The organism is Deinococcus aerophilus, from assembly GCF_014647075.1.
Classification (GTDB): Bacteria; Deinococcota; Deinococci; order Deinococcales; family Deinococcaceae; genus Deinococcus; species Deinococcus aerophilus.
Genome location: NZ_BMOM01000004.1, coordinates 190,342 through 202,988, shown reverse-complemented (window position 1 = coordinate 202,988; position 12,647 = coordinate 190,342). Strand labels below are relative to the sequence as shown.

General features: G+C 64.8%; 10 protein-coding genes and 1 tRNA gene. 5 read left to right on the top strand and 6 right to left on the bottom strand.

All coding sequences use genetic code 11. The features are described 5' to 3' along the window. Positions 1-369: 369 nt before the first annotated feature. From IEY21_RS04435 to IEY21_RS04420, 4 genes are all read left to right on the top strand, one after another. On the top strand, positions 370-639 hold the full coding sequence (locus tag IEY21_RS04435; protein ID WP_188901763.1) for a hypothetical protein: 270 nt from the start codon (positions 370-372) through the stop codon (positions 637-639). 97 nt (positions 640-736) lie between these two features. Next, on the top strand, positions 737-3,421 hold the full coding sequence (locus tag IEY21_RS04430) for a DNA-primase RepB domain-containing protein (RefSeq protein ID WP_188901761.1): 2,685 nt from the start codon (positions 737-739) through the stop codon (positions 3,419-3,421). 824 nt (positions 3,422-4,245) lie between these two features. Then, entirely contained in the window at positions 4,246-4,467 is a 222-nt protein-coding gene (locus tag IEY21_RS04425; protein WP_188901759.1) for a helix-turn-helix domain-containing protein, read from the top strand. 122 nt (positions 4,468-4,589) lie between these two features. Further along, on the top strand, positions 4,590-5,903 hold the full coding sequence (locus IEY21_RS04420; protein ID WP_188901757.1) for a tyrosine-type recombinase/integrase: 1,314 nt from the start codon (positions 4,590-4,592) through the stop codon (positions 5,901-5,903). A 95-nt stretch (positions 5,904-5,998) separates the two neighbouring features. Here IEY21_RS04420 and IEY21_RS04415 read toward each other — a convergent pair. Together IEY21_RS04415 and IEY21_RS04410 are read right to left on the bottom strand one after the other, a co-directional pair. Then, positions 5,999-6,073: transfer RNA gene (locus IEY21_RS04415), tRNA-Val, on the bottom strand. A 37-nt stretch (positions 6,074-6,110) separates the two neighbouring features. Then, positions 6,111-7,559, bottom strand: a complete 1,449-nt coding sequence (locus tag IEY21_RS04410) for an amidase family protein (protein WP_188901755.1) — start codon at positions 7,557-7,559, stop codon at positions 6,111-6,113. Between the two features lie 101 nt (positions 7,560-7,660). Here IEY21_RS04410 and IEY21_RS04405 point away from each other — a divergent pair, with 101 nt between their 5' ends. Beyond that, positions 7,661-8,506, top strand: coding sequence for a prephenate dehydratase (locus tag IEY21_RS04405; protein ID WP_188901753.1), 846 nt, complete (start codon positions 7,661-7,663; stop codon positions 8,504-8,506). Positions 8,507-8,549: 43 nt separating this feature from the next. Here IEY21_RS04405 and ispG read toward each other — a convergent pair whose 3' ends face one another. The 4 genes from ispG to IEY21_RS04385 all read right to left on the bottom strand — a co-directional run bounded on the left by ispG (position 8,550) and on the right by IEY21_RS04385 (position 12,587). After that, a complete protein-coding gene (gene ispG / locus IEY21_RS04400; protein WP_188901751.1) occupies positions 8,550-9,776 on the bottom strand; it encodes a flavodoxin-dependent (E)-4-hydroxy-3-methylbut-2-enyl-diphosphate synthase in 1,227 nt (408 codons plus the stop codon). A 166-nt stretch (positions 9,777-9,942) separates the two neighbouring features. Then, positions 9,943-10,710, bottom strand: coding sequence for an ABC transporter ATP-binding protein (locus tag IEY21_RS04395; protein ID WP_188901749.1), 768 nt, complete (start codon positions 10,708-10,710; stop codon positions 9,943-9,945). 93 nt (positions 10,711-10,803) lie between these two features. Next, on the bottom strand, positions 10,804-11,589 hold the full coding sequence (locus tag IEY21_RS04390) for an ABC transporter ATP-binding protein (RefSeq protein ID WP_188901747.1): 786 nt from the start codon (positions 11,587-11,589) through the stop codon (positions 10,804-10,806). Continuing rightward, complete coding sequence (locus IEY21_RS04385) at positions 11,586-12,587, bottom strand: branched-chain amino acid ABC transporter permease (protein WP_188901745.1); 1,002 nt, start codon at positions 12,585-12,587, stop codon at positions 11,586-11,588. The genes IEY21_RS04390 and IEY21_RS04385 overlap by 4 nt, the downstream gene beginning before the upstream one ends. Positions 12,588-12,647: the final 60 nt, after the last annotated feature.

The following is a 12,647-nucleotide window of genomic DNA, read 5'->3' as shown; positions in this document are numbered from 1 at the left end:
CCCCTCCTCAAACCACCCTTGAGGTCGGCTGGCAACTCGTTTTCCGTCCAATCTCATAAAATCTGTCAGGCCGCCAGGGGTCGGAACAGATTGGCGTCTCGCGCCGACCCTCACGCCACAAACCACCTGCTCCCGAAGCAGCAAATGGCAGTCGCAGCTTAGCGCGCGCCGGACGTAAGGGAGCAGCTCATATGCCCTGCCGCCTGATCCATCAGGCGAGGAGGTGAGGTGACTTATGCCTGAAATTCGCCGAAATGTCCCAAGCACGCCTACAGTCGCAGCTTGGCCGCCGATGCACACCGTCACGCCCCATCCCCTCTCAGTAGAGGGTTCACCCGCCATACACGGCTGGACCGACGCGGAACGACCATGAGCAAGACCTTGCTGTCTGTCGACCTCCTCAGACAGGACTACGGTCTGGGACGCGACCTGGCAACTCATTTCGTGCGCCTTCTGCCCCACATCAAGATGGGCCGCAGGGGCTGTGGAGAACGGCTGCTGATCAAGCGGGCGGACTTTGAACACCTGATTGACCGCGCGGCGGCTGAACGTGTCGACCTGTGGAGGCTGGCCAGGCAGCACACGCCGGAGACGCTGCAGGCCTGGCTCGTTCCCATCGACATCCTAGAGACGAATTGATGCGCGGCCTCCCTATTCTGTGCGCCCTGCCGCCTCAGGTCACGGCCATGTATCCAGGCTTGTCACTTCTTCCAAAACCCTTCAAGAGGGCTGAGTCATGACGGGCTCATCCCACGACGCAGAAGAGTTCCGCGCCCAGTTCAATGGACGGCAGACCTTCCAGACCTTCGACGACCGCCATGTCGAAGACAAGCGGCTGTCCCGTGTTTTGTTCGATTCCACGGCGCTGGATGCGCTGAACCGTCAGGGAGCAGGAATATTCCTGATGATCAACGAAGGGGACGGGGTGGGCCGGAAAAACCACAACGTGACCCGTATACGCGCCTACTGGGCCGACTTCGATGGCCAACCCCTGCCCGATCGCTGGCCTCTCGAGCCGTCTCTCCTGGTGGAAAGCAGCCCAGGAAGATTTCACGCCTACTGGATTCTCAACGACCACGAAACACCTCCCCTGGACGGCCAAGCGTTCAATGCCCAGCAAGAGGCGTTGGCGCGCGCAGTAGGAAGCTGTCCGGACGACTGCAAAGGCTTGGCCCGCGTCATGCGGGTGCCAGGCTTTCAACACCAGAAGGGCGAGCTGTTCACAACCCGCATCCTGTCCAACACGGGAGCGCGGTTCACGTTGGCCCAGATACAGGACGCCTTCCCCTTATCCACTGAGCCCGGGCGTTCAGTAATTCCACAACCCACGCCAAGCCATCAGAACGAGCAACCCATGATTTCAGAAGGGGTGCGCCGCAAATACGCCCTGAACACGCTGCATGGACTGGCCGATGAACTGGCCCAGATGAAACCGGGGGGAAGGAACCGTCAGCTGAATGCGGCAGCTTTCCGGGTGGGGCGGTTATGCGGTGGCGGGCATTTGAATCGCGAGGAGAGCGAGGCATGCTTATGGAAGGCTGCAGAAGCAGCCGGTCTCTCGGCCAGCGAAATAGGCGATACCCTGCCGCGTGCCCTGGCCGATGGAATGACCCAGCCGGACCCGTTGGATCATGTGGGCCAAAGGCTGAGCGTGAACAGTCGAGAAGGCCGGCGCCACAGCACCGCCTCCGGCCTGCCTGAGATCGTGGTGAATGAGCGACACCTCCGGGAAATTGCGGCGGAGGCGCAGGCTGCACTGATGGCCGCCAATACCCCACCAACCCTCTTTCAGCGCGGCGGAGAGGTGGTTCGGCTGATCACCCATGAAGGGGAGCCACGCTTGCGTGCCATGGATGCGGTGGCCTTGAAAGGATGGCTGGCACGAGTGGCCGACTTTGTGGTGCTCAAGGAGCGTACCGAGAAGACCGAGCATGGAAAAAAGCAGGTGGTGACGGACAGCAGGCCCGCCCGCCCACCGGCGGACCTGGCTCCCGATTTGCTGGCCCGCAGTGAACACCTGGGCTTGCCTCCATTGCGGACCCTGGCGAAGTCGCCCATTTATGCCCCAGGTGGAGCGCTAATCAGTGTGGAGGGGTACCACGCCCCCAGCGGCATCTATCTGGCCCTCCGTGGCATGAGCGTCCCCACTTTGCCGCCGGTACCGGACGCCCTGACCCTTCTGCGCAAGTTGCTCACTGATTTCCCGTTCTCTCCCCACGAGGCGGGCTTCGCGCACACCCTGGCAGCGATGCTGTTGCCCTTCGTGCGGCCCATGATTGACGGCCCTACGCCGCTGCACCTTATCGAGGCGCCAACCCGCGGCAGTGGCAAGGGGCTGCTGTCAGAAGTGATTGCCCACGTCACGCAAGGCGGCCCGGCGGGGGTCATGGTGCAGACCAAAGATGGGGACGAGTTTGAAAAGCGTGTGACGAGCATGCTTCTCGAGAGTGCGCCTGTGGTGCTGCTGGACAATGTGATCGCACTCAAGGGGGAGGCACTGGCCGCGGCACTGACCTCTTCCATCTGGCGTGGGCGGCGGCTGGGCAGGTCAGAAATGCTGACGCTTCCGAACGGTGCGTTGTGGCTGGCGACGGGGAACAACGTCATCCTTGACGACGACATGCCCCGGCGCATCATTCCCATCCGCCTTGATCCGGGGGTGGAACGCCCGGAGGAACGAACCGGCTTCACGCACCCGGACCTGCGGGGTTGGATCAAAGCCAACCGTCCGGCGCTGGTGGCCGCGTGTCTCTCTCTAATCGAGGCGTGGAAGGCAGCAGGCAGGCCCGAAGGATCGGCCCGACTGGGCAGCTTTGAAAAATGGACGGCGACCATCGGAGGCATTCTGGACGTCGCCGGTGTGCCAGGCTTCCTGACGGGTCGTGAGGAACTGTATGAAACGGCCAACGCGGCACCCCAGGAGTGGGTGGCGTTGCTGGCTGCACTGCATAACGTCCACGGCTCGCAGAGCATAGGGGCGAAGGACGTGCTGGCCGCCATGCGGGCACTTGACCTGTGTTCGGATTACTGGGAAGGCCGGCAAAACACGTCCGCCCTGAAACGGGTCGGCCGTGCCGTAACCCAGCAGCGTGACCGAGTCTTTGGTGGGTACCGCCTTCGGCTGGCCGGGAAGACAGCAACAGGGAATGCGGCCTACCGCATAGAGCCGAGTCAACAGAAGCAGAGAAAAACACCCGAAACATCGAAAACACCGGGAAGGCCACCGGAGAGCTCGTCTGAGTCTTTTCTTTCCCCTGCTGAGAGACCGGATGAAACACCCTGTGTTTCAACGGACTTCACGAGGTCCGGTCAAGAACTCTCAGAGAAACACAGGGACCCGGGAACCGTTCCAGACGGCTCGAATGGGGTGTCAGGTGTTTATGGTGTTATTTCTGCGGCTGAAGACGCGGTGGAAATTTGAACGCTCGAAACCTGCTCGACACCCTGGACGGATTGGGGGTTCAAGTGACGGCGACTCCCGAAGGGCGAGTGCGGCTGGAACCGGCCAGTCGGGTTAATTCGAATCTGCTGGCTATGGTACGGGCCTGCAAGGCTGATCTGCTGAGGTATCTCAAAGCCGAGGAACAGAAACAGAGTTTTGTCTTACCGCCAAATTGGGCACTCCTGATCCAGCAGCCCGGCCACTGTGGAAGCTGCGAACGCTTTACCCCCACCATCTACCCACTGGAAGGCGAATGCAGCGCTGGTCGTGCCGCACATGGGTGGGATGACGGCGATCCCAAGGCGCCGGTCCTGATCCACCCTGCCCATCGCTGCGCTGCCGAGGAAGGTCAAGGCTATCGCCCACTTAGACGCGGCATACGGGGGCACCGATGCCCGGTGGAGGCACCGTGATCTTCAAGCGCTAAGCAGGCGCCGCTCGCGCGGGCGTCGTTACTCGCGGGCCGGAGAGTGTGAATTCCGCTTTCGTTCAGATTGGCAGACCACTGGTTGACTGAGGCGGCAGCAAGCAGGACATGGGGTGATTCATCTTGTCCATGCGCCAGTGGCGCTTGAGGGTGCGGCCCGTGCCGAGAGCGGGCAAGGGGTTCAGTTGCCAGGAAGGGCTCGGCGGCCCTCAGCTCGCGGCCAGCACCATTCCGTTAAGGGCAGGATTTGGCCTTTCGCCGGATGATTCCCTCCCAGTGGAGTCAGGAAAGCGGCGAATTCTTCGTGAGAGACCTTCTTGGGCACCGATTGGAATATATCATTTTATGATCTACTATATCAGTGGGTGATATAAGCATGAATGGAATGAATGAGCAGGTACGACACACCGTCCGGGCACGAATGAAGGCCCAAGGCATCACACAAATCGAGTTGGGAGAACTGGTCGGAATGGCCCAGCCAAATGTTCAACGTCTGCTGTCCGGTCGTGTAGGGGCGGTGCCAGACAGCTGGCAAAAGGTTCTGGATGCGCTGGGCCTGGAACTCGTGGCCGTACCCAAAAAGGACGGTGCCTCATGAATGCCCAGAAAACGAAGGGGCGTGGCAACCGGTCAGGGCGATCACCCAACAGCGGGGGAGCCATAAGTGTCATAAACAAAGTTTGTTTTCCAAGAGAGCAGCAGACAGGGAGGGATAAGTGAATGACGACTTCCGGACGGAGCAAGGTTCGCGGCAACGGTGAGGGGACGGTCTGGAAGGAGGGGGACGTGTACCGCTGGCAGATCACGCTCGGCTACAAGACCGATGGAAAACGCATCACCCAGTCGGGCCGTGCAGCCAGCAAGAAGGCGGCCCACAACGCCATGCACAAGGTTCAGGCCGATTATTCGCGCGGACTGATCGGGGAGCCGGCGAAAGTCACGGTCGCCGAGTATGCCGGGCGCTGGCAGCGTCGGCAGCTGCAGGTCACGCCCCGAACGGCGCGCCAGTACGGCGGTGAACTGGCCTATGCCCTGGAGCACATCGGGGACATGCGCCTGCAGGACGTGCGCCCGCACCACATGAAAGACCTGATGGTCACGCTGTCCAAACGCCAGATGTACGGGGGCGCGGTCATGTCGCCCCGCACCCAGGCGCGCGTGCTGACCCGGCTGCGCTCTGTCTTCCGGGAAGCGATCACGGATCAGATTATTTACGTCAACCCGATGGGCGGCGTGAAGCAGGTCAGGGCAGCGCGGGCCGTATCGGCGGGAGAGGCGCTGGACTTCGATCAGGTGGCCCGCTTGCACACCATCGGGACAGCGCTGTACGCAGCGGGGATGTGTCGCCTCTGGCCCGCTGTATTCACGGCGGTCAGCATCGGCTTGCGGCGCGGCGAAGTGATGGGCCTGACCTGGCCGGACGTGGACCTGGAACGGAGCGTGCTGCACGTCCGGCAGACCCGCGTGATGGGTCTGGAAGAAATTGAGACAGGGGATCCCAAAACCACCAACTCACGGCGGGATATACACCTGCCCCCCTCATTGGTGGCCGTTCTGCAGGATCACCGGGCTGCCCAGGAGAAGGAACGTCAGACGGCGGGCAGCGCATGGGAAGGAGCAGGAGTGGTCTTCGCAACCACGCTGGGCAGCTGGACCCATCCCGACAATCTGGTGAGAGCGGTGCGGTTGATCGTGGCGTGGTCTGACCCAGCGCTCCCGGAACGGCGAGATGGCAAGCGGACCATCTGGCAAGGCGTGGCCCGTGAAAAGCGCGCTGCACTTATGGCAGCAGTGCGGGGGGGTGAGAAGCTGCCAGACATCTCTCCCCATGACTTGCGCCACACCTATGCCACGCTTGCCCTGCGCCGGGGGGTGCCGGTGGAAGTGGTGTCCAAGGTTCTGGGACACGCGCGGGTGTCCATCACGCTCGACGTGTACCGGCATGTCCTGGACAACGAACGGCGGGCGCTGGTGGTGGACCTTTTCGATGCCGTGCCGAGCGCCCCGCCTGTTACCCTTCCAGCTCTGAATTGACGGCTACTACACCGCTACTACACTGGAAGGCAGAAATCTGCGCATGCTCCCCTATTCTTCAAATGAAAAACCCCGCGCCTGGCGGGGATTTCTCTTGGTGGGCGGTGAGGGATTTGAACCCCCGACCACTCGCTTGTAAGGCGAACGCTCTACCGCTGAGCTAACCGCCCACGCGAAGAGACATGGTAGTCGGGAAAGCGTGCCGGATCAAGGGGTGAGTGCTGCGGCCACGTCCAGTTCCGGAAAGCGCACGCCCCCCAGCTCAGCTCCCAGGTGGGATGCCAGGGACAGCAGCGAGGCGTCTGTGCCCGCTGGAGAGACCAGCAGCACGCCCCCAGGACGCTGCGCCGGTGATGCGTCCGGCACGTGAACCGGCAGGGTCAGGCTGGGATAACCCGCCTTGGCGGCCAGATCACAGCCCCGGATGCTGGGAAACATGACGGCGTCCAGACCCCGCGCAAACAGCAGGTCAAATCCCTCGGCGCGGGTCAGCCGCAGGTCCCGTTCCCGGGCCCGCCGGTAGCCGTCTGCCGTCGTGTCTGTCCGCGTGCCCTGAGCAGCGTGCAGGAAGGTCTGACCGTACTTCAGGCAGCGCTCGGCCTGAGCGTCATTTCCGGCAATGACCGCCTGCAGGTCGCGCGGTCCCACCGTCACCCCGGAAAGATAGGCATTCAGGTCGTCCCGGAACTCGTATTCCAGCACCTCCAGCATCCAGCCCAGTTGCTTGAGTTCGGCGCGGCTGGGAAAGGTCACGTCGTGGACGGTCGCCCCGGCCCGTTCCAGCGCGGCGCGGGCCAGCCCCAGGGCCACCTGATGTTGCTCGCTGAGCCCTTCCTCGTCCACGATCACCCCGATCTGCGCGCCCTCCAGGGCCACTGGAGCCAGGGTCAGGTCCGGCACGGGGCGCAGGCGACTGGCGGCATCGTGCTCGTCGGGTCCGGCCATCACGCTCAGCAGCAGGGCCGCGTCGCGGGCGCTGCGGGCAATCGGTCCCGCCGTGTCCTGGCTGTGGCTGATTGGAATGATGCCGGTGCGCGGTACCAGGCCCAGGGTGGGTTTGAGGCCCACCAAGCCGTTCTGATGCGCGGGGCTCACCACACTGCCGCTCGTCTCGGTTCCCACGGCCGCCACCGCGAGCCGCGCCGCCACGGCCACCCCGCTGCCCGATGAGCTGCCCCCGGTGTCCAGACCCTCGCCCCAGGGGTTGACCGTCTGGCCCCCCTGGGAGGAGTACCCGTTGGGCATGCCCAGCGTCATGAAGTTGGCCCACTCGGTCATGTTGGCCTTGCCCAGGATCACCGCGCCCGCGGCCCGCAGCCGGGCAACCAGCGGTGCGTCACGGTCAGGAACGTGTCCGGCCATCAGGGCGCTGCCCGCCGTCGTGGGCAGGCCGGCCACATCAATGTTGTCCTTGATCAGCAGTGGAAGGCCGTGCAGCGGGCCGCGCCCGTCCGGGGCCAGCACGTCCAGTGCGTCCGCGTCGACGTGGGCATCCGGATTCACGGTGATGACGGCCCGCAGACGCGGGTTCAGGGCTTCCAGGCGGGCCAGGTAGAGGCGGGTCACCTCGCCGCTGGTCAGGTCGCCGCGCCGCAGGGCGTCTGCTAGGTCCGTGGCGTCCAGATCGAGGATGGGGTCGGGAACAGACAGGGTCATGGCGCCAATGTAGTGCAGTCCGGTGCGCGGCGGGGCTGTCTTTCCCACGGCGCTGTGGGCCGGGACGCGGTGCGCTAGCCTCGGGACCATGAGTGTGCGCCATGAGTGAATCCGTGACCGTCGCCTTCCAGGGCCATCCCGGCGCATACGGGGAGATCGCCGCGCTGAATGCCGTGCCGGGCACCTCGGCCACACGCGGCTACCCCACCTTCCACGGGGTCGCACAGGCGGTCGAGAGCGGCGAGGCCGACTACGGCGTATTGCCGGTGGAAAACAGCCTGATGGGCGCGATTCATCAGGCCATTGACCTGCTCAGCGACACCGAACTGCATGTCATCGGGGAAGTCATCGTGCGCGTCAGTCACTGCCTGATGGCGCTGCCGGGCGTGGTGCTGGAGAACCTGAAAACGGTCTCCAGTCAGCAGCCGGCCCTGGACCAGTGCACCGGGCTGATCCGCAAGCACGGCCTGCAACCGGTGGCCGCCCACGACACGGCCGGCAGTGCGCGGGACTTGGCCGCCCGCGGCGCGGCAGGCGGCGCCCGCGACGAGGGCGTGATTGCCAGCGCCCGCGCCGCCGAGCTGTACGGCCTGGACATCCTGGCCCGCGAGATCGAGGACGAGCCGTTCAACTACACCCGTTTCATGGTGCTGTCGCGCCACGAACCCCGCGTCAGCGACCTTCCCCACAAGACCAGCCTGGTCTTCGCCGTGCGCCATACGCCGGGCTTTCTGGTCGAGACCCTCAATGAGCTGCGCGGCCTGAACCTGTCGCGCATCGAGAGCCGTCCCCGCCGGGACCGTGCGTGGAGCTACCTGATGTACGTGGACATTGAGGGCGACGCCCGCGACCCGCAGGTGGCCCAGGCACTGGCCGGTGTGCTGAGAAAGGCCAGCTACGCCAAGATCATCGGTTCATACCCCCGGGCGATGGAAACGGTGGGCTAGGGGACCGCCGGCGACAGGTGCGGTTCTCCCGCCAGCCTGCCGCTTAAACCCCCACTTCCGCGCGGCCATAGCGCCGCTCCACGTAGGCTTCGAGCAACTCCTGAAACTCCTCGGCAATGCGCGGTCCCCGCAATGTCTTGAGCAGTTTGCCGTCCTGGTACACCGGAGCGCGCGGGTCCTCGCCCGTGCCCGGCAGCGAGATGCCGATGTTCGCGTGCTTGCTCTCGCCGGGACCGTTGACGATGCAGCCCATCACGGCCACCTGCATTTCCTCCACCCCCGGATACCTCGCCTTCCACTCGGGCATGGTGTCGCGGATGTAGTCCTGAATCTTCTGGGCGAGTTCCTGAAAGAACACGGAGGTGGTGCGCCCGCAGCCGGGGCAACTGGTGACCTGCGGCAGAAACTGACGCAATCCCAGGCTTTGCAGGATCTGCTGCGCGACCTCGACCTCCAGCTTGCGGCTGGCTCCCGGTTCGGGCGTGAGCGAAACGCGGATGGTGTCGCCGATGCCCTCGGTGAGCAGCGGGGCCAGGGCCACCGAGGAGGCCACGATGCCCTTCATGCCCATGCCCGCCTCGGTAAGTCCCAGGTGCAGCGGGTAATCGCACTGGGCGGCCAGCTGACGGTAGACCTGCCACAGCTCGGGTGCCGAGCTGACCTTGACCGAGATCAGGATACGGTCGTGGGCCAGCCCTAGCTTCTCCGCATAGGCGGCGCTTTCCAGCGCGGAAACCACCATCGCGTCGATCATCACGTCGGTTCCGGATTTGGGACTGCCCTTCGCCGCATTCTGGTCCATCAGGCGGGCGAGCACTTGCTGGTCCAGGCTGCCCCAGTTCACGCCGATGCGCACGGGTTTGCCGAACTCCTTGGCCACCTCGATCATGGTGGCGAAGTTGGCGTCGTGGTGCTGTCCGGCCCCCACATTGCCCGGATTGATGCGGTACTTGGCGAGCAGACGGGCCGTTTCGGGAAACTCGCGCAGCAGGATGTGGCCGTTGTAGTGAAAGTCGCCCACGATGGGCACGTTCAGCCCCACCTCCGCGAGGCGGGCGACGATCTCGGGCACGGCGGCGGCGGCCTCACGGGTGTTCACCGTCACCCGCACCAGTTCGGACCCCGCACGGGCCAGCTGGGCCACCTGAATGGCGGTGGCCTCGGCGTTGGCCGTGTCGGTGTTGGTCATGCTCTGCACCACCACGGGGTGGGCGCTGCCGATCAGGACGCCTCCTACATTGGCAGTGACGGTTTGGCGGCGGGGACTCATGGCCTCAGTCTACGCGGGGCCGGGCGGGACGGTCAGGAAGACGGATTACCGGCCCGCCGTGGGCCCCCGGAAGGACCGCCCCAGAAAAGAACACTCCAGCGACATCCAAAAAAGCAGGGAGAAGCCGCTCGCCTCTCCCCTTCTTGTGGCCTTCTTGTGGCACACCCTACACGCCCAGATAAGCCTTGATGATGTCCGGGTCGCCCATCAGTTCGTGACTGGGGCCTTCCTTGACCAGACTGCCGAGTTCAAGCACATATGTCCGGTCGGTAACCTTCAGCACCTGACGCACGTTCTGCTCCACGAGCAGCACGGTCAGCCCCAGCTCACGCAGCGATCCGATCACGCGCATCACCTCCGAGACGACCAGCGGGGCCAGACCCAGCGACGGCTCGTCCATCAGCAGGACCTCCGGCTCGCTCATCAGCGCGCGGCCAATCGCCACCATCTGCTGCTCTCCGCCGGACAGAGCGGCGGCGGGAGAACGGCGTTTCTCGGTCAGGCGCGGAAAGAAGTCGTAGACCTTTTGCAGGTTGGCGGCCCGGTTCTTCTTGGTGCGCGGCAGGTAGGCGCCCATGATCAGGTTTTCCTCGACCGTCATCTGCCCGAACAGCTGCCGGCCCATCGGCACGTGCGCCACGCCCATGTCGGTGATGCGGTGCGGCGGCACGGCGTTCAGGTTCTGGCCCCGGTAGGTTGCCGTTCCCCCCCGCGCCTTGAGCATCCCCGACAGCACCCGCAGGATGGTGCTCTTGCCACTGCCGTTGCCTCCCACCAGGCCCACCAGTTCGCCCTTGTCCACATGCAAGGAGACCCCAAAGACCACCTGAACCTGACCGTAGGCGACGTCCAGCGAATTGGCCTCCAGCACCCGCTCGCCCGGCACGTAGCCGACGCGGGCGCGGGCGGGCTGTGTTCCGGTCACCGTGGTCATGGAGTGGCCTCCAGCGGATGAGGAGCGGGGCGGTGAGCGGATGGGCACATCCCGCCCGCGCCTCCATGTGCCCGCCGGCGTTCAGCAGGGGCTTCAATCATTGTCGTCTCCCAGATATGCCCGGATCACGTCCGGGTGGGCGGCCACCGCGTGTGGATCGCCCTCGGCGAGCAGTTCTCCAAAGGCCATGCAGATCACGTGGTCAGACAGGCTCATGATCACGTGCATGATGTGCTCGACCATCACGATGCCCAGCCCCGATTCGGCCAGGCTGCGGATCAATGCGACCATCTCCTGCTGACCGGGCGGGTTGAGGCCCGCGATGCTCTCGTCCAGAAACAGCACCTTCGGTTCCAGCGCGAGCACCTTGGCGAGTTCCAGTCGCCGCCGCCGGGCAAGGTTGAGCTGCGAGGCGGGCTGAAAGGCGCGGTCGGCCAAGCCCACCCGCTCCAGCACGGCGTAGGCGTGGTCCTCTGCTCCCCGGCCGCGCCGCTTCAGGAACGCCGCGACGAGTACGTTTTCCAGCACGCTGAGGTCCTCGAAGGGCCGCTCCACCTGGAAGGTGCGGGCCATGCCCATCTTCGCGCGGCCCTGTGGCTGGATATGGGTGATGTCGCGTCCGGCGAAGGTCACGCGGCCCGAGGTGGGGCGCACAAACCCGGTCAGGGCGTTAAAGAGCGTGGTCTTGCCGGCTCCGTTGGGACCGATCAATCCCAGAATCTCGCCGGGCCGCACCGACAGCGAAATGTCCTTGACCGCCACCACTCCGCCAAAGCGCACGGTGATGTTCTCGGCAGTCAGCAGCGGGGGACCCTCCGGCGCGTGAACCGGCCGACCCTCAAATTCGGTGAGCTCGGGCAGCTGCGGGGAGGCGGTCATCGGGCCGTCCCCAGCTTGCGCCCGGCCCGCTGAAACAGACCCATGATGCCGGCGGGCGCGAACAGCGTCACAAGCAGGATCAGCACACCGTAGATCAGCAGGTTGGCGCTGCTGAACACGTTGCGGAAGACCTCACCGAACACGCTCAGCAGCACTGCGCCGATCAGCGGTCCCTGAATGGTGGTGCGCCCCCCGATGATCGCCATCAGGGCGATCTGCACGCTGATGGGCAGTTCCAGCAGGGTGTGGGGCTCGAAGGCCTGCAGGTAGATGGCGTACAGACTTCCGCCCAGTGCGGTCAGCGCGGCGCTGAGCATGAAGGCGAGCACCTTCATGCGGGTGGGGTCAATGCCGAGGGCACGCGCGCCGTCCTCGTCCTCGCGCACGGCCTGCAACGCATAGCCCATGCGCGAGCGGCGGATCAGGTGCGTGATCAGCACGGTCAGGACCACGAAGCCAAAGGCCAGCCAGTACTCCACCTGACGGTCGAACAGGTCCAGCCCAAACAAGCGCGGCAGGTCAGGCATGAACAGCCCCTCGGCGCCGCCGGTCCAGTCACTGTTGATGGCGACCAGCCGGATCACGAGGGCCACGGCGATGGTGGACAGCACGAAATACGATCCCTGCAGCCGGAAGGTCAGCCCGCCCCACACGGCGGCGAGCAGCGCCGCCAGCACCATCCCGATCAGGGCACCCCACCACGGAGCCAGCGGGCTTTGCAGGAAGGCGGGCAGGCGCTCGGGCGTCGCGAGCAGCGTCATGGTGTAGGCCCCGACGCCCAGCAGCGCGGCGTGCCCCAGACTGGTCTGCCCGGCCCAGCCGCCCAGGATGTTCCAGCTCATGGCAAACCCCGCGAACAGCAGCGTGGAGATGCCAAAGTTCATTGCCTTGTCGAACACGAAGGGATAGATCAGCAGCACGGCCAGCAGACCGACGCTGAGCCACACGTTGCCGAAAGTCAGGGCCCGCGGGCGGGTGATGGCAGGAACGGCAGTCATGGACATCTCCAGAAATCAGGGGGAAAAGAGAAGCGGCCTGCGGGCCTGGGCATCTTCCCG